The following is a 24,264-nucleotide window of genomic DNA, read 5'->3' as shown; positions in this document are numbered from 1 at the left end:
CCAAGACCCTTATGGATGCATGGCATTCCGCGCCGAAGCGTGTCCGCGATTCGCCCACAGCGCAACGCGGGGACAGCCGCCCGCCAGGTTCCACGTAGACTGGAAACCATGCATTCGTTACCCAGCCAGCCCCTCCTCAAAGCCGTGCTCTGGGACATGGATGGCACACTCGTGGACACCGAGCCCTACTGGATCGCGGCCGAGCGTGCGCTGGTGGAATCCTACGGCGGCACGTGGTCCCAGCAGCAGGCCATGCAATTGGTGGGCCAGGCTTTGCTTCACTCGGCAGCCGTTCTGCAGGCCGCCGGTGTCAGGCTTGAGGCCCGTGAAATCGTGGACACCCTGAGCACACAGGTCATCGAACAGGTCCGAAAAGAAGTCCCGTGGCGGCCAGGCGCCCGGGAACTGCTGGATGAACTCCACCAGGCAGGCATCCGCTGCGCCCTCGTGACCATGTCCGAGGGCCCCTTGGCCGGCGTCGTGGTGGAAAGCCTCGCCAAGCCCTACTTCGAGTTCATGGTGACGGGCGATACTGTCACCAACGGAAAACCGCACCCCGAGGCCTACCTCACGGCGGTGGAACGGCTCAGGCTGGACGACCCGTCCGTCACCGTTGACAACTGCGTCGCTTTGGAGGATTCCATCCCAGGTGCAACTGCCGCTATCGCGTCGGGTGTGGTCACAGTGGGAATTCCCCATCAGGTTCCCCTCCCGGAAGACCCCCGGATGATCACGTGGCCCACGTTGGTTGGCCGCACCGCACCCGATCTACAGCAGCTGGTGGCTGACCGTTTCGCCGCAGCAAACCTGCTTGAAGGGGCCAACTAGGTGAGCAGCCCATCCACACAGCATCACACGCAAAACAAAAAGCGGGACGGCATCCCCCTCGGAAGAATCGCGGGCATTCCGGTTTACCTGGCCTACTCGTGGTTTGTCATCGCAGCTTTTACGGTGATCGTCTACGGCCCGGTCCTGATGGACTACATGCCCTATCTGAACAACTGGGCATACTTCGTAGCGCTGTGCATTGCCCTGCTGCTCGCCCTCTCTGTCCTGATCCATGAACTTGCACACGCGCTCAGCGCAAAAGCCTTCAAGTGGCCCACCGAAAAAATCGTGCTCAATCTTTGGGGCGGACACACACAATTCGAGAACTTCACGGCTTCGCCGGGACGTTCGGTTGTTGTCGCCCTGGCTGGACCCGCTTCCAACTTCCTGGTGGCCGGGGTGATGTGGGCTGTGATGTCCACCGACCTGCTCAGCGGCGTGTCCGCAACCTTGGGCGACATTCTGATGCGAGCCAACCTCTTGATCGGCATCTTCAACATTCTTCCCGGAATGCCACTCGATGGTGGTCGCTTAGTGGAGTCGGCCGTCTGGAAGGCGACCGGCAGTCAGGACAAGGGCACTATCGCTGCCGGCTGGTCCGGCCGGATCATCGTCGTCGTGCTGGTCATCTTGTTTATCGGCGTTCCCTTGATCAGCGGCGCGTGGCCGGACCTCACCTTCATTGTGATCACCGTGCTGGTGTGCGGCTTCCTCTGGATGGGCGCCTCAAGCTCCATCCACCACGCAAAGCTCCGCAGCCGTCTCTACTTGGTAAGTGCCGCCGGCCTCGCTGAGCCGGCACTAGGCGTGCCGAACTCGGCAACAGTGGCTGACGTCCTGGACATTTCACCCACCGGAAGTCCCGCCGTCGTGATTTGCGGCCCCGACGGCAAACCGCAGGGAGTTGTGGATTTCAGCGCAACACTCGCGGTGCCCGCCGCTGCCTCTACGACGACGCCCGTCACCGCTGTGTCGCACGCCCTGGCTGCAGGGGCTTACGTTCCGGAATGGTCGAAGGGGCAGGAATTGATCCAGTACTTGGCCCGACTCGAAGGCGGCGAATACGCTGTGGTGGACCACAATGGCATCGTCACCGGGCTGCTCCGCCAGCAGGCGGTAGTGACGGCCATAACAGGTAAGGAAGCACGCAGGAGCGGGCGCGCCTGACTGCGTTGCCGGTAGAGTTACATGCCGGCGGTTATACAAAAGAGACCCATTGATTTTTTGGCGCCCACCAGCCGGTCACACATCGCGGCCCAGCCGTACAGGAGCGAGGAACACCACATGAGCAGCGAAACCGCCGCCCCCGCAGCAAGCGCAGGCACTGACGAGTCGGCCACCGGCTCGGCCGTACAGCCGACAGGCGCTGCACGACGCCGCGGGCCTTTCCGCGTGGGCGAGCGGGTCCAGCTCACGGACGAGCGCGGGCGAATGAACACCATCACCTTGGAAGTGGGCGGCGCTTTCCATACGCACCGCGGCTTCTTGAACCACGATGAAATCATCGGCAAGGTGGATGGGTCGGTGGTTAGCAACAACGTCGGCCAGCAGTACCAGACGTTGCGGCCCCTGCTCTCTGACTTCGTGCTGTCCATGCCCCGCGGTGCGGCGGTGGTTTATCCCAAGGATGCCGGCCAGATTGTCACCATGGCTGACATCTTCCCCGGTGCACGTGTTGTGGAAGCGGGAGTTGGCTCAGGCGCCCTGTCCATTTCCCTTCTGCGCGCAGTCGGCGACGGCGGTTACCTCCACTCGTTCGAGCGTCGCGAAGAGTTCGCGGACATCGCACGTGGAAACGTGGAGACCATCTTCGGGGGCCCGCACCCCGCTTGGCAGATCTCCCTGGGTGACTTCCAGGAAGAGGTCGTCAAGGCCGAGGCCCCGGGGTCCGTGGACCGGGTTGTGCTGGACATGCTGGCTCCATGGGAATGCCTGGATGCCGTTGCCACCGTGCTGGCTCCCGGCGGCGTCTGGATCAACTACGTAGCAACCGTCACCCAGCTGTCCCGCACCGCCGAGGCAATCCGCGCTGATGGCCGCTTCACAGAGCCGGATGCTTGGGAATCGATGGTTCGAGGTTGGCACCTCGAAGGCCTCGCAGTCCGTCCGGATCACCGCATGGTCGCCCACACCGGATTCCTGCTTGTCACACGCCGTCTGGCCGATGGCGTCACCGGAATCTCCGTGAAGCGCCGCCCGTCCAAGACTGAATTCAGCGAAGAGGACCTTAACGCGTGGACCCCCGCAGCAGTGGGGGAGCGCGCCGTGTCTGACAAGAAACTGCGCCGTGCAGCACGCGACGCAATCGCCGGGACCAACGTCCAGGATGAGCCCTCAGTCACAAACTGACAAAGGTCACAATAGGGTTCGCATTCCGAATGTCACCCAGCACCCTGAGCGTTTCGGGACTAAGGTCTTGTTAAGCGCAGGAAGGGGCTGATGAATCGTGGATACGTCAAACAACGACCTTGGACGGCCGACGCCGGAAGAAGCAAACGACGCAGCGGAGAATACGGCAAGCCGGAGGCTTGGCGCTGTTCAGCCGCCGGAGACCTCGAGTGAACTGACTGTTGCCGAGCGGCAGATCAATATCCTTCGGGACAAGCTTCGCCACATCGACCGCCAGTTGGCAGCCGCAACCCAGAACAACAGCAAACTTGTCAGCATGCTGGAAACGGCGAAGGCCGAAATTCTTCGCTTGAAGGGCGCCTTGGAGCAGGAGGGTCAACCTCCTTACAGCTTCGGTACCGTGGTGCAGATCAACCCACGGAAACAGCCGGCCGCCGGCAGTTCGGGGCAGGCAGCCACCGAAGAGTCCGTGGACATTTTTAATGCGGGCCGCAAGATGCGTGTGGGCGTCAGCCCGCTGGTGAACCTCAACCAGCTCGCTGTCGGACAGGAAGTCCTGCTTAACGAGGCACTGCTGGTAGTGGCCGGACTCGGCTACGAACGCGCCGGCGAGCTCGTCACGCTCAAGGAAATGTTGGGCAGGGACCGGGCGCTGGTGGTCGGCCGCGCCGATGAAGAGCGCGTCGTCAGGCTATCGGGAGCGCTCCAGAGCGTTCACCTGAAAGTGGGCGATGCGTTGTCGCTTGATTCCCGGACAGGTTACGCCCTGGAGAAGGTCCCGCGCGCTGAGGTGGAGAACCTCGTCCTTGAAGAAGTTCCGGACATCACTTACCAGGATATCGGTGGCCTGGTCCCGCAAATCGAACAGATCCGGGACGCCGTGGAGCTGCCGTTCCTGCATCCGGACCTCTACCGTGAGCATGGCCTGAAGGCCCCAAAGGGCATTTTGCTGTACGGCCCTCCGGGCTGCGGCAAGACCCTCATCGCCAAAGCAGTAGCGAATTCCCTCGCTGCCCGGGCGGCGGAACGGGCTGGCAATACCGATCTGAAGAGCTACTTCCTGAACATCAAGGGCCCTGAGCTCCTGGACAAGTATGTGGGTGAGACTGAGCGCCACATCCGGCTGATCTTCTCCCGCGCGCGTGAAAAGGCGTCCGATGGCAGCCCCGTGGTTGTCTTCTTCGACGAAATGGACTCGTTGTTCCGCACACGCGGTACCGGCGTGTCGTCCGACGTCGAAACCACCATCGTGCCGCAATTGCTCAGTGAGATCGACGGCGTGGAGCGCTTGGACAACGTGATCGTCATTGGCGCCTCAAACCGTGAGGACATGATCGATCCCGCCATCCTTCGTCCAGGTCGCCTCGACGTGAAGGTCAAGATCCAGCGTCCCGACGCTGAAGCTGCGGCCGACATCTTCGCCAAGTACATCACCACTGACCTGCCGTTCCACGCCCAGGATTTGGCTGAGTATGGCGGCGACGTGCAGGCCACTGTGGATGCCATGGTCCAGCGCACGGTGGAGGCCATGTACTCCACTGAGAAGTCCAACGAGTACCTCGAGGTCACCTACGCCAATGGCGATACCGAGATGCTGTACTTCAAGGACTTCAACTCCGGTGCCGTGGTCCAGAACGTGGTGGATCGCGCCAAGAAGTATGCCATCAAGGATTTGCTGACCAATCAACAGAAGGGTCTTCGAATCGATCACCTGCTTCGGGCCGTTGTGGACGAGTTCCGTGAGCATGAGGACATGCCCAACACCACCAACCCGGATGACTGGGCACGGATTTCGGGTAAGAAGGGCGAGAGGATCACCTACATCCGCACGATCGTTCAGGGCAAGGCCGGTCAGGAACCGGGCAAGTCCATCGAAACCACCGCGAATACGGGCCAGTACCTGTGACAGCAAGACCCGAGGGAACACCGGCAGAGAAACTTCCCGCAGGCGGCGCCATGCGTGTCATGGGCTCCGAAACTGAATACGGAATCCATGCGCCGTCAGCGCCGGGAGCCAACGCCACCATGATGTCCGCCAGGATCATTCAGGCTTATGCCACGGTTACCCGGCAACGGGCGGCCGGCGGGGCTGAGACGCGGTGGGACTACACGGACGAGGAACCTTTGCACGATGCCCGCGGTTGGACCGTGGACAGGGCGGTGGCGGATCCCAGCCAGCTGACGGACCAGCCGCCAGTGCTCGACGCCGAAGCGGTCGCCCTGGCTTATGGTCGCCAGGAGTTGGAACTGGATGGCGCAGACGAGTCCGGTTCCCTCCTGATGAACATGGTCCTCGGCAATGGTGCGCGCCTTTACGTGGACCACGCGCACCCTGAGTATTCCAGCCCGGAGGTCACCAACCCACGCGATGCCGTGGCGTGGGATGCCGCCGGTGACCTGGTTGCCTTGGCCACCGTCCGGAAGGTCGCGTCCGATCCCTCGCTTCCTCCGATCAACCTGTACAAGAACAACACCGACAACAAGTCCGTGTCCTACGGCTCGCATGAGAACTACCTCATGCCGCGTTCTGTGCCCTTCGGAGACATCATCCGTGGGCTCACGCCGTTCTTCGTCTCCCGTCAGGTCATCTGTGGCGCGGGCCGGGTGGGGCTGGGGCAGGACAGCTCAACGCCCGGCTACCAGATCAGCCAGCGGGCAGACTTCTTTGAAGCCGAGGTGGGGCTGGAGACAACCATCCGCCGCCCCATCATCAATACGAGGGACGAGCCCCACGCGACAGCGGACAAGTACCGACGCCTCCACGTGATCATTGGGGACGCCAACCTCAGCCAGGCCTCAAATTTCCTCAAGTTCGGTACCACCGCCATGGTCCTGAGCCTCATTGAGGCAGGACAGGCTCCGAAGATTGAGGTTCACGAGCCCGTCCAGGCGCTCCAAGCCATCAGCCACGACACCACGCTGGCTGTGACCGCAAGGCTCCTCGACGGGAGACGCGTGACCGCCCTCGATCTCCAGTGGATGTATTACGAGGCAGCCGCCAAACTGGCCCAGGAGACAGGGGTGGCGGATTCGGTCACTGGAGATGGCCACACCCATCTGGTCCTGTCGCAGTGGGAGTCCACGTTGACAACCCTGGGCACTGATCCTGATGCCGCTGCCTCGTCGGTTGAATGGGTGGCCAAGAAATCGCTTCTGGAAGGTTACCGCCACCGGGACGGACTGGCGTGGGACGACGCCCGGCTCGGCTTGGTGGACCTTCAGTGGTCGGATATCCGGCCGGAGAAAGGCCTTTACTACAGGCTGCTCTCCAGGGACCGGATGACGCGCATAGTCGACGACGGCGACATCACCCGGGCGGTCGCCGAACCGCCGTCGGATACCCGCGCTTACTTCCGCGGCCGGTGCGTTTCGAAGTTCGGAAAGGACGTTGTCGGCGCCAGTTGGGACTCGGTGATCTTCGATGTTCCCGGGCTGGGGAAACTGCAGCGGGTACCCACGCGCGAACCCCTGCGGGGAACCCAGGCACTCACCGGCGCCCTTTTCGACCGGCATGAGGACGCCGGCACTTTCCTGTCCGAATTGATGGGCCGGAACCCGCCTCCGGCGAGGAGCTGAAGAGTGGCAGCCACAGGGAGATTCGTGCCCCCGCAAAGCCACGCGCAGCAGCCCGCAGCGTGGCACTATGGCAGTAGGAAGTCTCCGTCAACAGGGGACTGACAGTAGGGAGAAAGAAAATGGCAGCACAGGAGCAGCAACAACCACAGTCCCGGGAAACCGAGACCGAGGTGGATGTACCGGAGGCACCCCCGGCAGCACCCGAGGCACAGGCCTCGGAGGCGACGCAGGGAGTGGATGACCTTCTTGACGAAATCGACGGCGTTCTGGAATCCAACGCTGAAGAATTCGTCAGGGCGTTTGTCCAAAAGGGCGGCCAGTAACAGGACCCACCCCCGCAGGTACTGCCCGGTAGGCGTGAGGCCACCGGGCATCGGAACGCAGAGTCGAAGGAGTGCAGCAATGCAGGACCCATCAACCGGCCCCCTGGCCACCCAGGCAACGTCTTCTTTCACGGAGCATCTTCAACGTTCGCGTCCCGAACTCCTACCGTTCAATCAATTGTTACCCGCCGGCACAGTGCCGTCGTCGCCGCATGCCACCACCATCGTGGCCTTGACCTACGCCGGTGGTGTGTTGATGGCCGGGGATCGCCGGGCCACCATGGGCAACATCATCGCCAGCCGTCACATCGAGAAGGTGTTTCCTGCCGACGAGTACTCCGTGCTGGGCATAGCAGGCACCGCCGGCTTGGCAATCGACATCACACGGCTTTTCCAAGTTGAACTGGAGCACTACGAAAAGATCGAGGGCACGCTGCTCAGCCTCGTGGGCAAGGCCAACCGCCTGGGTGCGATGATCCGCGGAAACCTGCCCATGGCAATGCAGGGGATGGCGGTCATTCCGTTGTTCGCAGGCTTCGACCAGGTGGCAGGCGTGGGCCGCTTGTTCTCGTACGACGTCACAGGCGGCCGCTATGAAGAACAGGAGCATCACTCCGTTGGCTCCGGTTCGGTGTTTGCACGGGGAGCGCTGAAGAAACTGTGGAAGCCGAACTTGTCTGAGGAGGACGCCATATCCGTGGCCGTTGAGGCGCTCTACGATGCTGCCGACGACGACTCCGCCACCGGTGGCCCCGACCCCGTCCGGCAACTATGGCCGGTGGTCTACACGGTCAACCGCTCCGGCAACCGACGTGTCCCTGAGAGGGACCTGGCTGCGATCGCCGGCGCAATCGTTGAATCGCGTGCCGTCGCCGGACGGGAGGCCTGACATGACACAGCAGTTTTATGTCTCTCCCGAACAGTTGATGAAGGACCGTGCGGACTTCGCACGCAAGGGCATCGCACGCGGGCGCTCTGTGGTGGTCATCAGCTGCGCCGATGGCATCGCATTGATCGCGGAGAACCCTTCGCCGTCGTTGCACAAAATCGGTGAAATCTACGACAAAATCGCCTTCGCCGCAGTGGGCAAGTACAACGAATTTGAGAGCCTCAGACAAGCAGGCGTCCGCTACGCAGATGTTCGCGGCTACTCCTACGATCGCGAGGACGTGACGGCCCGGGGCCTGGCCAGCGTTTATGCTCAAAGCCTCGGAGCTGTATTCACGGCCGAGCAGAAGCCGTTCGAGGTGGAATTGGCAGTGGCCGAAGTCGGCGTCACGCAGGAACAGGACCACCTGTACCGCCTCACCTTCGATGGATCAATCGCCGATGAGAACGGCTTCGTGGTCATGGGCGGACTTGCTGACCAAATTTCCGACGTCGTCAACGGGGCTTGGGAGCCGGAGCTCAACTTGGCGGGGGCCATGCAATTGGCACTTCGTGCCCTCGCCACCAACAAGGAAGTTGAAGAATTGCCCGCTGCCGCCGTGGAAGCCGCCGTTCTTTACCGCGATTCGGAAAGCAACCGCGGATCCCGCAGGGCGTTCCGACGGCTGCTTCCGGAAGACATGACCCGGTTGCTCACAGAGGAGAGCTGAGATGGATAAGCGGATATTTGGCATTGAAACGGAATTTGGAATTTCCTATTCCAGCCCCGATTCCCGCCCTTTGGCACCCGAAGAAGTGGCACGCTACCTCTTTCGCAAAGTGGTCAGTTGGGGCAGGTCATCCAATGTCTTCCTGACCAACGGCTCCAGGCTGTACTTGGATGTGGGCTCCCACCCTGAGTACGCCACCGCAGAGTGCGATGACCTTGCACAGCTCATTGCCCATGACAGGGCGGGCGAACTGATCCTGGACGACCTCGTGGATGAGGCCCAGGCAAGGCTGGCCGCGGAGGGGTTCAATGGCACGGTTTATCTCTTCAAGAACAACACCGATTCAGCTGGTAACTCCTATGGCAGCCACGAGAATTACCTCATACCGCGGCGTGGAGAGTTCTCCCGCCTTGCCGAGATCCTGATCCCCTTCCTGGTCACCCGGCAACTGATCGCGGGTGCCGGCAAGGTCTTGAAGACCCCGCACGGTGCCACGTTCGCGTTTTCTCAACGGGCCGACCACATCTGGGAGGGCGTCTCCTCTGCGACCACCCGGTCCCGGCCCATCATCAACACCCGCGATGAACCGCACGCGGACGCAGAGTTCTACCGCCGCCTCCACGTGATCGTGGGGGACTCCAACATGTCCGAAACTTCCGCGCTGCTCAAGGTCGGCACGGTGGACCTCATCCTGCGCATGATCGAGGCCGGCGTCATCATGCGGGACATGCGCATGGAGAACCCCATCCGAAGCATCCGCGAAATTTCCCACGACCTGACGGGCCGCGCATTGGTACGGTTGGCCAACGGACGGCAGCTCACCGCACTTGACATCCAGCGCGAGTATCTCAACAAAGTCACCGATTTCGTGGCCACAAACGGTGCCCACAACGCCCACGTTCCGCTCATCCTGGACTTGTGGCAGCGGACCCTGGATGCCATTGAGAGCGGCGACACCAGCACCATCGACACCGAAGTTGATTGGGCCATCAAGAAGAAGCTCATGGATGGCTACATGCGCCGCCATGACCTCAGTCTTGATTCACCACGCATTGCCCAACTGGACCTCACCTACCATGACATCTCGCGGCAACGTGGCATCTTCTTCCTCTTGCAGGCGCGCGGCCAAGCACGCAGGCTGGTCACTGAAACCGACGTTAAGGATGCTGTGGATGCCCCGCCACAGACAACGCGCGCAAAACTGCGGGGAGACTTTGTGCGCAGGGCACAGGAGCTTGGCCGCGACTACACAGTTGACTGGGTACACCTGAAACTCAACGACCGCGCACACCAGACCATCCTCTGCAAGGATCCGTTCCGGAGCGTTGACGAACGGGTGGATGCCCTCCTGGACTCCATGGGCTGACGGGCCTTATAAGCTGGCTCCCAGCTTCACGGGCTATTCTGGATAGTGGTCTCTTCCCGAGATACACCTTGCTTGGATGCGCTACGCGTCTTTCCGAGTGTCCCTTTGCCCCGACGAAAGTGTCTTTTTGTGCGTCGACTCCTAGCAATTCTACTTCCCGCCCTGCTGCTCATCACCGCGTGCGGAGGCGGAAGCACTCCGGCCGCTGAGCCCACCAGCCAGTCAGCAGGCGAAGTCGCCAAGCTCGACTCCGTGAAAGTTACGGATAACGGCAATGACAAAGCGCCCGGCATTGAATTCTCCAAGCCCCTCGCCGTGACCGAACCCACCGTCAAGGTTGTCAACGAAGGTGACGGTGAACCCGTCAAGGCTGGACAGACGGCGGAGCTGGCGTATCTCGCATTGGATGGCACTGACGGCAAGACCCTGGAAGATGCGTACGCGGCCGAGCCCCAGCAACTTGAGCTTACGGACCAGCTCAAATCCGAAAACGCGCTGATCTACAACGCCTTTGTCGGCGCCAAGGTCGGTTCGCATGTTGCCTTTGCTGTGCCCGGCACTGCCACTGGTGCTGCCGCAGCATCCACCCAGCTGATCGTCTTCAAACTGGTTGCCGCCAAGGATGCAGCCCCGGTGCTGGAAAAGCCTGAAGGTGAAACTGTTACGCCTCCCGCGGGACTCCCCACCGTGAAGGAAAACGACAAGGGCATCCCGGAGATCTCGGTTGAGGGAATCGCAGCTCCCACTCAGCTGATCGCCCAGGACCTTATCAAGGGATCCGGCGCGGCAGTCAAGGCCACCGACACGCTTACCGTCAACTACGTGGGCGTCAACCTTTCCGACGGCAAGAAGTTCGATTCCAGCTTTGATCGCGGCGAGCCTACAAGCTTCCCGCTCTCCGGCGTCATCAAGGGCTGGACCCAGGGCCTGGAAGGCAAGACCGTAGGTTCCCGCGTCCTCCTGGTCATCCCCCAGGACCTCGCGTATGGCGAGGCAGGTCAGGGCGAAGCCAAGGGCCACCTGGTGTTCGTCGTGGACATCCTGGGCGTCAAGTAACGCCAGCAGGATAGGCAGGCACTCGCTTAGGCTGGTTCCTGACATATTTTCTTTTCTCACCTAAGGAGCAACCATGTCATTTGGTCAGCGTGACTTCGACCGCACCAAGCCCGAAATCGACTTCCCCGAAGGCGACGTCCCCACGGACCTTGTCATCACGGATCTCATTGAAGGCACCGGCACCGAGGCCAAGGCCGGGGACACCGTGTCCACCCACTACGTCGGCGTTGCCTGGTCCACGGGCGAAGAATTCGACGCTTCCTGGGGCCGCGGCGCTCCGCTCGACTTCCGCGTAGGCGTCGGCCAAGTCATCCAGGGCTGGGATCAGGGTCTGCTCGGCATGAAGGTCGGCGGCCGCCGTCGCCTGGAAATCCCCTCGGAGCTGGCTTACGGCTCACGCGGCGCCGGTGGAGCAATCAAGCCCAATGAGGCCTTGATTTTCGTGGTTGACCTCGTAGCCGTCCGCTAGGACTTTGGCTTTTCGCAAGGCGCGTTACCTTCCGGTTTTGCCGGTCGGTGACGCGCCTTGCTGCTTTCCCGCAGGTTTTTAGTAACGTAGCAAGCGTGTCCGCATCCCGCACTGAACGCCTGTTGAATCTCCTCCTTGCTTTGCTCAATACCAAAGTGGGCCTCCCACGTGCCGTGCTGCGCGAAAAGGTTTACCACGATTCGGCGGAGAACGATGTCGCCTTTGGACGGATGTTCGAGCGCGACAAAGTTGACCTGAAGCACTTTGGCTTCGAGATCGAGACCTTGACGGATCCGCAAAACTTCGGCGCCGACGACCCCGCCTCCACCCGATACCGCATTGGCAAGGACTCCAACCGGCTGCCCGATGTGAGTTTGACGCCTGCAGAGAGCACCGTGCTGCTGCTCGCTGCACAGTTGTGGGAACGCGCAGCGCTGGGAACCGCAGCCGCCAACGCCGTCCGCAAGCTGCAGGCAGCCGGAGGCTTCACGGATGTGGACCTCCCAGCAGGGGTCCAGCCCCGGATCAAACCCGCCGGACAAGCTTTCGACGACGTCGTTGCAGCCATGCACGGCAAGCACCCGGTCCGCTTCGGCTACCTCGCGGTCAGTACCGGGCGCGAAGAAGTCCGCGAAGTGGAGCCTTGGGGACTGGGCAGCCGCTTCGGCCAGTGGTACCTCGTGGGCTTGGACCGGGGGAGGGACGCCAAGAGGCTCTTCAGGCTTTCCCGGATGACCACAGCAGTGAGCGTGGACACCTCGGGCAGTTTCCTTCCGCCGGAGGGTTTCAACGCCCGGGCTGAGCTGGACGCCCTCAACGAGCTTCCCGTTCAGCGGGCCACCTTGGTCGTCGAAAAGGACAGGTTGCTTGCCCTCCGCAAAAGGGCTGCTTTCATCCAAACGGACCCTGATGAACGCAGCCGGGACCGCATATCTGTGGATTTCCGGGATCCTGAGCAACTAGCAGAAGAGTTGGCATCCTACGGGCCCCACGTCAAGGTGACCGGACCCGCGGAACTGCGCTCCGCCGTCGTACGCCGCCTCCAAGCAGCCGCAAACTTTGATGACGTTTCCCCGATACCCGTTGAGTTTCCGGAAGCGGGACGCGCGCCCCGGGCACGCAAGCGCACGTCCGAAGACCAATTGTCCAGGATGCTGCAGCTGGTGCCGTTTCTGGTCCACCATCAAGGACTGCATATCCAGCAGGTGGCTGATCATTTTGGCATCAGCCGCAAGGCGTTGATTGACGACCTGAAGATCCTGATCTGTTCCGGCCTGCCCGAGGGATATCCGGATGACCTGCTGGACATCCAGTGGGAGAACGATCACGTGTATATCTCCGAGCACCTGGATTTGAATCGTCCCGTGCGTTTCAGCGAGGACGAAGCGGCCGCACTACTGACCGGCCTGGCCATGCTGGGCGATCTGCCGGCGCTGGCAGGCCTGACAGAAGATGAGTCCGGCAGCGCCTTGGAATCCGTCACCATCAAGCTGACGGGTGCTGCCGGGCAGGCAGCACGATTGGCCGGTTCCGTGTCCGGCCAATCGGTGGCGCCTGAACAGTCACAGGCTTTCGCTGCCATAACCAGAGCCATCAGGGAAGGTCAGCAATTGAGGCTCAGGTACTTCTCGTTGCAACGCGACGAAGTAACCGAGCGTGACGTGGACCCCCTGCGGCTCTACTCGCTGGACAATACGTGGTACTTCGAGGCCTACTGCCACAGCAAGGCCGGCATCAGGAACTTCCGGCTGGACAGGGTGGAAACCTTGGAGAGCAATGGTCGGCCCGTGTCCGGCGCTGCGACTGCAGAGCAGGATTTTCCGGCCAGGTTGTTCACTCCTGGAGACGACGACGTGCTGGTGATCCTCCAGCTGACGCGACAGGGTGCCGGACTGGCTGACGACTACTACGCCGAACGCACGGCCCAACTGCCCGACGGCGGATTGCTCGCCGAAGTGAGGTTTGGCAATCCGGAGTGGCTGCCGATGTTTGTTTCGCAGCATGGGGGATCCGTTCGAATCCTCGAACCCGGGACCTTGCGGCAGGAAAGCCGTGCGTGGGTTGACGCGGCCCTGGTGCAGTACGACTCACCTTCGGGCACCAAGGCTGGCTAGACTACTCAAATGCCTTGGTGGTTCTGGATCCTGTTGTGGATCGCGCTTATAGCCCTTTCGTTGCTCCTTCACCTGACACTGGGCTATCGCTTGTACCGAAAATTCATGTCAACTGTTCATGAACTGGCTGCTGCGGGTAAACGATTCAGCAATCTCTCACCTGTCGTGGAAACCTCCGACGTTGACGGCGCGAATCCCCGGCCAGAACCGGGATCCGCAATTTTTGCCTCCCCGGACCAGATGCGTCATGATTACCTGACGGCCAAAGCCTTCCGCCAGGAAGTTCGCCGTCAACGGCGCGTCAAGCGCAAAGCCGAGCGCGGTCAGCCGCAATCCCTGCACGACATTGAAATCAGATAGACGTAGGATGTATCCAAAAGGAAAGGACCTCCCCACATGAGGCTCGAAGGCTGGCATCTCATCATTATCATCGTCCTGGCTCTGGTGCTCTTTGCAGCGCCGAAGCTGCCGTCCATGGCGCGCAGCATTGGGCAGTCGATGCGTATTTTCAAGTCTGAAGTCCGGGAAATGAAGAAGGATGGTTCTTCCGAGGCGAAGGACTCCCAGGACGCTTCCGACGCCGTAGAAGGCAAGGTAGTAGGCCACCCGGACGTCAAGACCAAGAACAACGGCGAGACTGACGTACCGCCCTCCACCCGCGTCTAAAGAGAAGTGGTAGAAACGAAGGGGCGCAAGGCCAACCCCGAAGCCCGGATGGCGCTCCTGGACCACCTCAAGGAGCTGCGAAACCGGCTCTTCAAGGCTGCAATCGGCGTCATTCTGGGAACAGTGGTGGGCTTCATCGTCTACCAGCCCCTCCTGGAAGCACTGATCAAGCCGATCAAGGACCTCAATGAAAAAGAGGGACGCGCTGCCACGCTGAACTTTGATGGCGTCGCGAGTTCGTTCGACCTCATGGTTCAGGTATCGGTCTTTCTCGGTGTGATCCTGGCAAGCCCTGTCTGGATCTACCAACTTTGGGCCTTCATAGTGCCTGGGCTCCACAAGAAGGAGCGGCGCCTCGCACTGTCCTTCGTGGCAGCAGCGGTCCCGCTGTTCATCGGCGGTGTCCTGCTTGCCTGGCTGGTGCTGCCCAATGCCGTTCGCGTGCTGACCGACTTCACTCCGGTGGGCGGGTCAAACTTCATCAGCGCTGAAATCTACTTGGCCTTTGTCCTCCGGCTCCTTCTGGCCTTTGGTATCGCATTCCTGGTGCCCGTGGTGCTGGTTGGATTGAACCTCGCGGGAATAGTCAAGGGCAAACAGCTCATCAAAAGTTGGCGAATCACCATCTTCCTAGTGTGCTTGTTCGCTGCGATGGCAGCTCCGGGCGCTGACGCCATGAGCATGTTCTACCTCGCGGCGCCCATGCTGCTCCTGTTCTTCGCGGCCATCGGCGTCTGCGTCCTGAATGACCGGCGCCGTGAGCGCCGTGCCATCAAGCGGGCAGCTGAGACCGAGGCCACTGCAGACATCGCAACCCCGGCCACGGATCTGGAGAATCTCTAGACCTTGGGCCACTAGGCTTGATGCATGTCCTCCACTTCCGGGTCTTCATCACCATCAGACCGTTATCAGGCGGCAGCCCAGCGGGCAGCTGAGTCGAAAACTTACTTGGGCGCGTTCGCCCGTACCTTGGACTTTGACCTGGACGACTTCCAACGTGAGGCGTGCAGGTCGCTCCAGGAAGGCCGCGGCGTTCTGGTGGCGGCCCCCACCGGCGCTGGTAAGACGATCGTTGGCGAATTCGCGATCTACCTGGCCTTGGAACGGGGACTTAAGGCCTTTTACACCACGCCCATCAAGGCCCTGAGCAACCAGAAGTACTCGGAACTGGCGGCAAAATACGGACCCGCGAACGTTGGCTTGCTGACAGGTGACACCACCATCAACGGAGAAGCTCCCGTAGTGGTCATGACCACCGAAGTTCTTCGAAACATGCTTTACGCCGATTCTGAAACCCTTGGCGACCTGGGGTTTGTGGTGATGGACGAAGTTCATTACCTGGCAGATCGATTCCGCGGCGCCGTCTGGGAAGAAGTCATCATCCACTTGCCCAGCGAAGTGCAGGTTGCCTCGCTGAGTGCCACAGTTTCCAATGCGGAAGAGTTCGGCGCCTGGCTGGATACGGTCAGGGGCGATACGGACGTCATCGTCTCCGAACACCGTCCTGTACCCCTTTGGCAGCACGTCATGGTGGGCCGGGAAATTGTGGATCTCTTTGCCGGCGACACGACCTTCGACGAGATTGCGCCCCAGGCACCTGGTGCACGGGAAACCGAAGTGCCGGATCTTTCCGAAGCGGACGAGGTACTGACCGAGCCGGCCCCTACTGATCGACGACGTCCCGCAGCCAAGCGCATGTCCGCAAACACAGTCCGCCAGGCAGTCACCGGCCCCGAGTTCGAAGTGAACCCGGACCTCTTGGCCATGGCGCGCTCAGAGAGCCGGATGAACATGAATGGCCGATTTGGCCATGGTGGCCGGAGTCGTCGGCGCCAGGACCGGTACCGCGATGAGCGGCAGCAATCCGAGCAGCGCAGTCCGGTGCGGAAGGCCAGCCGCCCCCAGGTCATTGAGAGCCTCAGGCGCCAGGATCTTCTGCCCGCCATTACCTTCATTTTCTCCAGGGCAGGTTGTGACGCTGCCGTAGCGCAGTGCGCGGCATCGGGACTTTGGCTGACCACCGAACGTGAACAGCAGATCATTGCCCAGCGGGTGGACGAGGCGAGCCACGAGATTCCCGCTGACGACCTCGACGTCCTCGGATTCTGGGGCTGGCGCGACGGCCTTGTCAGGGGCTTCGCGGCCCACCACGCAGGCATGCTTCCAACGTTCAAGGAAGTAGTGGAGAAGCTCTTTGCCGACGGCTTGGTCAAGGCAGTCTTCGCCACCGAAACACTGGCCCTTGGTGTCAACATGCCTGCACGCTGCGTGGTGCTGGAAAAGCTGGAAAAGTTCAACGGCGAAGCTCACGTCAACATCACTGCGGGGGAGTACACCCAGCTCACAGGCCGCGCGGGACGTCGAGGCATTGATGTCGAAGGCCATGCCGTTGTGCTGTGGCAGCCGGGTACTGATCCGGCCGCCGTAGCCGGACTCGCCTCCCGGCGCACGTACCCCCTGAACTCCAGCTTCAGGCCTACGTACAACATGAGCATCAATCTGATTGCCCAGTTCGGACGGGTCCGGGCACGCGAAATCCTAGAGTCCTCCTTTGCCCAGTTCCAGGCTGACCGCTCAGTGGTGGGCCTTGCACGGCAGGTGCGTGGGCGTGAAGAGTCGCTGGCGGGCTACGCCAAGTCCATGGAGTGCCACCTGGGCGACTTCACCGAGTACGCAAAGCTCCGGCGTGAACTCAGTGATGCCGAGAATTTCGCTGCCCGCGACCACCATCGCGCCCGGAAATCCCATGTTGCTGATTCCCTCACACGCTTGATCCCCGGCGACGTCATCAGCATCTACAGCGGTCGACTGGCCGGTCATGCCGTTGTGCTGGAGGTGGACCCCAATGCCCGGGAACCACGCCCCTCCGTGCTCACCTCTGACAACCAGCTGCGACGCATCGGTGTCCATGACCTCGATGGTCCCGTGTCACCGATAACACGTATCCGCATTCCGAAATCCTTCAATGCCAAGGTTCCCAAAGCCCGCAGGGACCTCGCTTCCTCCATGCGGCACGCCATCAGCGAGGACGCTCCCCAAAGCCGCCGTAACAGCAGGCACGAAGACTTCGGGCTCGGCGCCCGCCTGCCGGATCAAGAGAAGAAAATCGCAGATCTTCGCCGGGCACTGCGTGCTCATCCATGCCATGGGTGCAGCGAACGCGAAGACCATGCACGGTGGTCGGAGCGCTGGTGGAAACTGCGCAGGGAGACCGACGGCCTGGTCCGGCAGATCCAAGGCAGAACCAACACCATTGCCAAGACGTTCGACCGCGTCTGCGATGTTCTTTCGGTTTACGGTTACCTGGAAACCAGCGACGCCGGACATGTCACCATCAGCACCGATGGGCAACGGCTGCGCCGGATCTATGGAGAGAAGGACCTGCTCATCTCCCAGACTGTTCGGCGGGGCGCCATCAACGACCTCGATGCCGCCGAACTGGCTTCGTTTGCCAGCACCTTGGTTTACCAGGCCAAACGGGAAGACCGCGGGCTGCGGCCCAAGATGCCTAGCGTCTCACTGGAATCGGCCATAGACATCGTCATCCGTGAATGGTCGCAGCTGGAAGACACCGAGGAACGCAACAGGCTGCCTTTGACGGGCGAACCGGAACTCGGACTGATGTGGCCCATGTACAAGTGGGCCAAGGGGCGCCACCTTCAGGACGTGCTCAGCGGAACGGACCTCGCGGCCGGAGACTTTGTGCGCTGGGCGAAGCAAGTGGTGGACCTCCTTGACCAGCTGGCCAAGATCCCGCAACTGGACCCGCGTTTGGCCCGCATCTGCCGTGAATCCATTGACTTGGTCCGCCGCGGCGTGGTGGCTTACTCCACGGTGGCTTAGCGCGTCCCTTCCCTGATTGACAGTTTTCAACGCTCGAGGAGCACAACGCATGAACCAGCCAGGCGTGCCAGCCGGCCAAGACCACAACACCAAGTACCGCAAGGTCACGATGTATCGCAACGGTTCGATCTATACCGCAGCCGACCCCTTTGCCACCGCCATGGTGGTGGACGGCGACACCGTAGCCTGGGTGGGCTCCGAGCAGGCAGCCACCTCCATCGCTGACTCATCCATGGACATCATCGATCTCCGGGGTGCCCTCCTTGCGCCCGGATTCGTGGACTCACATGCACACCTGACGGAGACAGGCCTTGCCCTGTCCGGTCTGAAGCTCGCAGCGGTGCGTTCGGCCAAGGAACTGCTCGACGCCGTTGCCTCCGCCGGCGGTACGGGCACAGTCCTGGGCCACGGTTGGGATGAAACCGCGTGGGAAAATCCTGTGCTCCCTACCCTTGAAGAGCTCGAAAGGGCATCCGGTGGACGGCACGTCTATCTTTCACGCATCGACGTCCACTCAGCCCTTGTGTCCTCCTCGCTGGCCGCGGCCGCAGGGTTGAATGGCCTCGACGGGTTCTCCGGAGTCGCACGCGTGGTGCGGGCAGCACACACCGCATCCCGGTTGACGGCGCGGATGTTCCCGGAGTCCGAAAGGCGCGGGTACCAGGAGCAGGCCCTGCAGGAGGCCGCGTCCCATGGATATGTAGCCATGGCCGAGATGTCCGCACCACACATTTGCGGATCCGAAGACCTGAGGATGGCCGCCTCGTGGAACCGCCACGGAGACAAGCCCGAGGTGCTCCCTTATTGGGGCGAGCTGGCGACGTCGGAGGAGCACGCCCAGGCCATACTGGACGCCTTGGGTACCGAGGTTCTGGGTCTGGCCGGTGACCTCAACATGGACGGTTCCATCGGTTCCCGCACGGCGGCCCTCCTGGACGACTACGCCGACGCACCGGGCCACCGCGGGAGTTTGTACCTTTCAGTGGACGATGCCACCAAGCACCTGATATCCACGTCCCTTCTGGGGGTCCAGGCAGGCTTCCACGTCATAGGTGACGCCGGACTGGGCGCAGTACTGGACGCACTGGATGCAGCAGCCGACGAAGTGGGGGAGCAGCGCATCCGGGCAGCCGGCCACCGCCTTGAGCACGTGGAGATGGCAGACCAGTCCGCCATCGATCGGCTGGCCAAGTACTCCGTGTCGGTCAGCGTTCAGCCTGGTTTCGACGCCGCATGGGGTGCCTCAGGCGGCCTCTACGAGCAGCGTTTGGGTGGCCGCAGCCAAACGATGAACCCCTTTGCATCCTTCTACGCAAGCGGCGTGCCTATCGCTTTCGGCAGCGACAGCCCAGTCACGCCTCTCCGCCCGTGGTCGAGCGTACGAGCCTGCCTGGAGCACAGCAACCCGGAGCAAAGAATTTCGGCTCGTGCCGCGTTCTTGGGCCACACACGTGCGGGGTGGCGGGCCACCAAGCACCGGAACCCCCTGATGGGCCAGCTGGTGCCGGGGGCACCTGCGAGTTTCGCCGTCTGGGAAGTGGACGAACTGATGGTCCAGGTGGCTGATAGCCGAGTACAGTCATGGAGCACGGACCCCCGGGCGCGGACGCCCCTTCTGCCTGCTCTGGACACCGGCAGCGATCCCCGTTGCCTGCAGACGGTCCGCGAGGGACATGAGCTGTTCGCCCACGAATCGCTCAGGGTGTAAAGCAGGAATTTCCATCGGCACAGTGCCGCCTGATCTGCGACGACAGACGAAACCGCAGGTCATTGGCCGGTTGACACCCTAAGGTGAGTCCGTAGCATTGAGGCTCAACGGACAATCAACGCAGAGGCTGTGGCCGTAGCGTGGTGGTCCGGTCGTGGCCGGAGCGCATTCATGGTGGCGGCAGATGAGTGGGCAGGTCCACAGCGACCCGGAAAACAGTGCGTTTGCGGTTTCGTCCTCCGACGCCACTGGTCCCGGGCTTGTGGACCTGCCCGCCAGCGCCCCGCCACTGCCTGCGACCATGTGTCCGGCGCCACAGCCGCCAAATGAGTCCTTGCCGTCGTCCTATAATGGAGAGTTGCGCCAGAACGCCAGCCGTAAGGCTGCTCCGGCACACTGACCGCTCCATCAAGGAAAGGCCTCTTCTTGCGTGTCCTGACGATCATTCCCACCTACAACGAGCTGGAATCGCTCCCCGTGACATTGGGTCGACTGCGCGCAGCAGTGCCCGATTCCGATGTCCTGGTGGTCGACGACAACAGCCCTGACGGCACGGGAAAGCTTGCCGACGACTTCGCCGCAAAGGACAGCCAGGTGCATGTACTGCATCGCAAGGGCAAGGAAGGCCTGGGAGCCGCGTACATCGCCGGCTTCAAGTGGGGACTGGCCGCAGGCTATGACGTCCTGGTGGAAATGGACGCTGACGGTTCACATAAGCCGGAGCAGTTGCCGCTTCTCCTGGACGCCGTCAAGGACGGGGCAGACCTTGCAATGGGCTCACGATGGGTTCCCGGCGGGAGTGTGGTTAACTGGCCGCTCTACCGCCAGGCCATCTCCCGTATCGGCAGCACCTATGCCCGCATTATGCTGGGCGTCAAGATCAAGGACGTCACCGGCGGCTACCGTGCTTTCCGACGCAGCACTCTGGAAGCACTCAACTTGGACGAGGTCGAGTCGGTTGGCTACGGCTTCCAGGTTGACCTCGCGTGGCGCGTTGCCAAGCTTGGCCTCCGCATCGAGGAGCGCCCCATCACGTTCGTTGAACGCGAACTCGGGGCATCGAAGATGAGCGGCAACATTGTGGTGGAAGCCATGATCAACGTCACCAAATGGGGACTCGCGGCACGTTGGGCAAAGCTCACCCGCAAGTCGCCTGCCGTAGCCAAGTAGCTCGTTACCTTTATCAAGCAGAAAGGCCGGGTCCGGTTCCCAAAGGGAAACCGGACCCGGCCTTTCTTGTGTCCATGGCCGACTAAGCGGAGCGGCGCTCTCCACGGCGCTCACGCAGGATGTTCAGACGATCCTCGAGGATCTGCTCCAGCTCGGGGAGGCTGCGGCGTTCCAGGAGCATGTCCCAGTGGGTGCGGACAGCTTTCTCGTTTGCATCCACAGGACGCTCGCCATCAACCAGCAGCGCCTCCTTGCCGGTCTTGGAAACCCAAACGGGGGGAATTTCGGCCTCGGAGGAGAAGGTCACGAAGACCTGCTCGCCGTCCTCGCAACGGTACTCGACCCGCTGGCGCGGTGCCGGTTCAACGCCGGATTCTGTTTCCATGCTCTGGGCGCCAAGACGCATACCCCGCAGGCTGCGATCGCTCATGATTACTCCCTCTGTCTGTTCGCGGAGCAGGAACCCCGCGCTAGCCGTAAGCCGTTTTCACGATCCTTACGGACTACTTCTGCACACCTTGCATCACTAATTGCAACGCCTGGCCAAGCTTTAATGTTCCATCCACGCTGAACCAGCCGGACAAATATCCCATTATACGCGGATCATCGCCCACTACTCAAAAAGGCGGACAAACAACGAGCGGCCAGCCGGAATGGCTGACCGCTCGGAGACCCTGCAATGCTGGTTTACTCAGCCGGCCGCGGTTGCTGCGCTGTCCCCGCCGGCTCGGAGGTCTTGGTCTGTTCATTTCCACCGAAGAGGCCAGCGGGGGAGTCCCCGTTGTTCCCTCCAAGGGCACCGCCGATGCCTTTGAGTGCCTCTCCGACTTCACTCGGAATGATCCAAAGCTTGTTCGAGCTTCCCTCAGCGATCTTAGGAAGTGTCTGCAAGTACTGGTACGCAAGGAGCTTCTGGTCCGGGTTGCCCTTGTGAATGGCGTCGAAGACCTTCTGGATGGCCTGGGCTTCACCGTCAGCCCTCAGGATGGCCGCCTTCGCGTCACCTTCAGCCGCGAGGATGGCAGCTTGGCGCTGGCCTTCTGCGGTGAGGATCTGCGACTGCTTGGTGCCTTCGGCGGTCAGGATGGCTGCACGGCGATCACGCTCTGCGCGCATCTGCTTTTCCATCGAGTCCTGGATGGAGTGGGGCGGATCAATCGCCTTCAACTCGACGCGGGACACGCGGATGCCCCAGCGACCCGTTGCTTCGTCCAGGACACCACGCAGTTGACCATTGATCTGGTCGCGGGATGTGAGTGCTTCTTCGAGGTTAAGCCCGCCCACCACGTTACGAAGCGTGGTAGTGGTCAACTGTTCCACGGCCTGGATGTAGTTGGCGATCTCGTAGGTTGCTGCCCTGGGATCGGTGACTTGGAAGTACACAACGGTGTCAATCGAGACCACCAGGTTGTCCTCGGTGATGACCGGCTGAGGCGGGAACGAAACTACCTGTTCACGCAGGTCGAGCAACGGCAGCAGCCGGTCGACGAACGGGATCAGGATGGTCAGCCCCGGGTTGAGCGTCCGCTGGTACTTGCCGAGGCGTTCAACGACGCCGGCACGGGCTTGCGGGATGATCCTTACCGAGCGGACCAACACGATGATGACAAAAATGACGAGAACAATCAGCACAATTGCTGCTGCTGTTCCTCCTAAGCCGTCCATACATCTCCTTCATTCCCCAATTGCGTGGTTTGATGCGGCGTGGCCCTGGCAGGCTGCCCGGGCCGGCAACCGCTGAAATTCAAGGGCGCGCCTTAGCGCGGGCTGTTCTCGGCAGGCGAGGCGACTACCGCCGTCGCGCCGTCGATCCTGGTGACCTGAACTGTCGAACCGGCGTCGAGAACACCGGCCGTGCTGCGGGCGCTCCATACGTCGCCGCCGATCTTGACCAGTCCACTGGTTCCACTCACGGCTTCGATGACGAGAGCGGACTGACCGATGAGCCGGTCGATATTGCTGCGCTGTTCGGCTGGTCCCTTATGCAGGTGCTTCATGGCGACAGGACGGACAAAGACGATCATTAGGAGGGAGACCACGGAGAAGATCACGATTTGGAGCCAGAAATCGGCCCCCGCGAAGTCGGCGATCAGTCCGGCAAGGGCACCACCACCGAGCATGATGAAGAAGAGGTCGAGGGTAAGCATCTCCACCACCGCGAACGCGAGGAAGACCGTGAGCCAGAGGGCCCACCAATTCTCGCCGAGCCATTCAAACATCATTTCCCCCTTGGTCCCGGATCCCGCGAGCGGGATCACAGTCACTGTTCCTCCATCCTAGCCCGACGTACCGTCCCACGTCAGGACACGGTAAATTCGCTGATTCGGAACTTCGCGCTGGTGGCCACGGAGCCTTCCACCGCGGTCAATTCCGCCAATTGTCCGCGCTGAAGGTGATGCCCGGCTGGACCCATGTAGGCGAGGTCAGCTACCTCCGGTCCGCTGAGCGTCAGGGGGAGATCGAGGCTCTGGCTGGCGCCTGAGAGGAAATGGTCCCGCATGGAGTCCATCAGCCGCTCCTCTTTGCCTTCTTCAATGCCGAGCATGCCTGTCCGGGCTGCGATTTCGGCGAGATGGCCCGGCCTGGGCGTCACAACGATCAGCGAGCCTCCGGGCCGGAGCACCCGGGCGAACTCGGCGGGGTTACGCGGGGCAAAGACCACCGTCACCACATCCGCAGTGTTGTCCGCCATGGGCAGCGGACGCCAAATGTCCCATACAAGGTTTGCGGCCTGCGGATTGAGCCGGGCGGCGCGCCTCAGGGCGAATTTGGAAATATCCACACCGATTCCGGCCACCTTGGAGCGGCCAAGGACAGCCTGGAGGTAGTGGCCCGTGCCGGTACCGGCGTCGAGAACCAGCGCGTCGGGACGTCGGAGTGATCCTGCGGCTGCTTGGGCGACGGCCTGGGCAAGGCCGGAGTAGTGTCCGGCCTCCAGAAACCTGTATCGGGCTGCCACCATGTCCGCCGAATCTGCTTCGAAGACCGTGCCTTTGCCCGTCAGCAGGTTGAAGTAACCCTGTTTGGCTGCGTCGAACAGGTGCCCGGCCTCGCAGGCGAGAGTTCGCTGCCGGCCTTCCCTGAGCTGGAACGTCCCTTGGCAAACAGGACAGCGGAGGGCAGCAACGGCGTCGGACAACATGGCTTCAATCCTACGGCGGGACGGAGTGTCAGGTGCCGGGTGCAGAGCAGCCGGGC

The 24,264-nt window shown here is 61.8% G+C and carries 22 protein-coding genes; 18 read left to right on the top strand and 4 right to left on the bottom strand.

Annotated features, from left to right (window positions below; all coding sequences use genetic code 11):
* Positions 1-15 precede the first annotated feature (15 nt).
* The 18 genes from AC1RJY_RS10685 to AC1RJY_RS10600 all read left to right on the top strand — a co-directional run bounded on the left by AC1RJY_RS10685 (position 16) and on the right by AC1RJY_RS10600 (position 21,066).
* The gene (locus tag AC1RJY_RS10685) at positions 16-828 is read left to right on the top strand and encodes an HAD family hydrolase (RefSeq protein WP_014921922.1); all 813 of its coding nucleotides are present in this window, start codon (positions 16-18) and stop codon (positions 826-828) included.
* Positions 829-1,995: a site-2 protease family protein gene (locus AC1RJY_RS10680; protein WP_014921923.1), complete on the top strand. Its 1,167-nt coding sequence runs from the start codon at positions 829-831 to the stop codon at positions 1,993-1,995.
* 117 nt (positions 1,996-2,112) lie between these two features.
* A complete protein-coding gene (locus tag AC1RJY_RS10675; protein WP_043470271.1) occupies positions 2,113-3,177 on the top strand; it encodes a tRNA (adenine-N1)-methyltransferase in 1,065 nt (354 codons plus the stop codon).
* A 97-nt stretch (positions 3,178-3,274) separates the two neighbouring features.
* Positions 3,275-5,083, top strand: a complete 1,809-nt coding sequence (arc, locus tag AC1RJY_RS10670) for a proteasome ATPase (protein ID WP_498602270.1) — start codon at positions 3,275-3,277, stop codon at positions 5,081-5,083.
* Between the two features lie 50 nt (positions 5,084-5,133).
* Positions 5,134-6,753, top strand: a complete 1,620-nt coding sequence (gene dop, locus AC1RJY_RS10665; protein WP_052295498.1) for a depupylase/deamidase Dop — start codon at positions 5,134-5,136, stop codon at positions 6,751-6,753.
* Between the two features lie 119 nt (positions 6,754-6,872).
* Positions 6,873-7,076: a ubiquitin-like protein Pup gene (locus AC1RJY_RS10660; RefSeq protein ID WP_043806102.1), complete on the top strand. Its 204-nt coding sequence runs from the start codon at positions 6,873-6,875 to the stop codon at positions 7,074-7,076.
* Between the two features lie 79 nt (positions 7,077-7,155).
* Positions 7,156-7,965, top strand: a complete 810-nt coding sequence (prcB, locus tag AC1RJY_RS10655) for a proteasome subunit beta (protein ID WP_014921927.1) — start codon at positions 7,156-7,158, stop codon at positions 7,963-7,965.
* A 1-nt stretch (position 7,966) separates the two neighbouring features.
* Complete coding sequence (prcA, locus tag AC1RJY_RS10650) at positions 7,967-8,674, top strand: proteasome subunit alpha (protein ID WP_014921928.1); 708 nt, start codon at positions 7,967-7,969, stop codon at positions 8,672-8,674.
* A gap of 1 nt (position 8,675) precedes the next feature.
* Positions 8,676-10,040 carry a Pup--protein ligase gene (pafA, locus tag AC1RJY_RS10645; protein WP_011774865.1) on the top strand — a complete coding sequence of 455 codons (1,365 nt, stop codon included), beginning with the start codon at positions 8,676-8,678 and terminating at the stop codon, positions 10,038-10,040.
* Positions 10,041-10,169: 129 nt separating this feature from the next.
* Positions 10,170-11,096, top strand: coding sequence for an FKBP-type peptidyl-prolyl cis-trans isomerase (locus tag AC1RJY_RS10640; protein ID WP_043470276.1), 927 nt, complete (start codon positions 10,170-10,172; stop codon positions 11,094-11,096).
* A 73-nt stretch (positions 11,097-11,169) separates the two neighbouring features.
* Positions 11,170-11,565: an FKBP-type peptidyl-prolyl cis-trans isomerase gene (locus AC1RJY_RS10635; protein WP_011774867.1), complete on the top strand. Its 396-nt coding sequence runs from the start codon at positions 11,170-11,172 to the stop codon at positions 11,563-11,565.
* 95 nt (positions 11,566-11,660) lie between these two features.
* Complete coding sequence (locus AC1RJY_RS10630; RefSeq protein WP_210063794.1) at positions 11,661-13,679, top strand: helix-turn-helix transcriptional regulator; 2,019 nt, start codon at positions 11,661-11,663, stop codon at positions 13,677-13,679.
* Between the two features lie 9 nt (positions 13,680-13,688).
* Complete coding sequence (locus tag AC1RJY_RS10625; protein ID WP_011774869.1) at positions 13,689-14,039, top strand: hypothetical protein; 351 nt, start codon at positions 13,689-13,691, stop codon at positions 14,037-14,039.
* A gap of 36 nt (positions 14,040-14,075) precedes the next feature.
* Positions 14,076-14,345, top strand: coding sequence for a Sec-independent protein translocase subunit TatA (gene tatA / locus AC1RJY_RS10620; RefSeq protein ID WP_498602269.1), 270 nt, complete (start codon positions 14,076-14,078; stop codon positions 14,343-14,345).
* Positions 14,346-14,351: 6 nt separating this feature from the next.
* Complete coding sequence (tatC, locus tag AC1RJY_RS10615) at positions 14,352-15,188, top strand: twin-arginine translocase subunit TatC (RefSeq protein WP_011774871.1); 837 nt, start codon at positions 14,352-14,354, stop codon at positions 15,186-15,188.
* 24 nt (positions 15,189-15,212) lie between these two features.
* On the top strand, positions 15,213-18,188 hold the full coding sequence (locus AC1RJY_RS10610; RefSeq protein ID WP_498602268.1) for a DEAD/DEAH box helicase: 2,976 nt from the start codon (positions 15,213-15,215) through the stop codon (positions 18,186-18,188).
* Between the two features lie 49 nt (positions 18,189-18,237).
* A complete protein-coding gene (locus AC1RJY_RS10605; RefSeq protein WP_014921932.1) occupies positions 18,238-19,896 on the top strand; it encodes an amidohydrolase in 1,659 nt (552 codons plus the stop codon).
* 426 nt (positions 19,897-20,322) lie between these two features.
* Positions 20,323-21,066 carry a polyprenol monophosphomannose synthase gene (locus AC1RJY_RS10600; protein WP_011774874.1) on the top strand — a complete coding sequence of 248 codons (744 nt, stop codon included), beginning with the start codon at positions 20,323-20,325 and terminating at the stop codon, positions 21,064-21,066.
* A gap of 82 nt (positions 21,067-21,148) precedes the next feature.
* Here AC1RJY_RS10600 and AC1RJY_RS10595 read toward each other — a convergent pair whose 3' ends face one another.
* The 4 genes from AC1RJY_RS10595 to AC1RJY_RS10580 all read right to left on the bottom strand — a co-directional run bounded on the left by AC1RJY_RS10595 (position 21,149) and on the right by AC1RJY_RS10580 (position 24,208).
* Positions 21,149-21,496, bottom strand: coding sequence for an RNA polymerase-binding protein RbpA (locus AC1RJY_RS10595; protein ID WP_011774875.1), 348 nt, complete (start codon positions 21,494-21,496; stop codon positions 21,149-21,151).
* A gap of 257 nt (positions 21,497-21,753) precedes the next feature.
* Positions 21,754-22,731 carry an SPFH domain-containing protein gene (locus AC1RJY_RS10590; RefSeq protein ID WP_011774876.1) on the bottom strand — a complete coding sequence of 326 codons (978 nt, stop codon included), beginning with the start codon at positions 22,729-22,731 and terminating at the stop codon, positions 21,754-21,756.
* Between the two features lie 92 nt (positions 22,732-22,823).
* Entirely contained in the window at positions 22,824-23,285 is a 462-nt protein-coding gene (locus tag AC1RJY_RS10585) for an NfeD family protein (RefSeq protein WP_043471323.1), read from the bottom strand.
* An 80-nt stretch (positions 23,286-23,365) separates the two neighbouring features.
* Positions 23,366-24,208: a methyltransferase domain-containing protein gene (locus tag AC1RJY_RS10580; protein WP_498602267.1), complete on the bottom strand. Its 843-nt coding sequence runs from the start codon at positions 24,206-24,208 to the stop codon at positions 23,366-23,368.
* Positions 24,209-24,264 lie beyond the last annotated feature (56 nt).

The organism is Arthrobacter sp. GW822-FHT05G07 (genome assembly GCF_058799755.1).
This window is presented reverse-complemented; position numbering and strand designations above follow the sequence as displayed.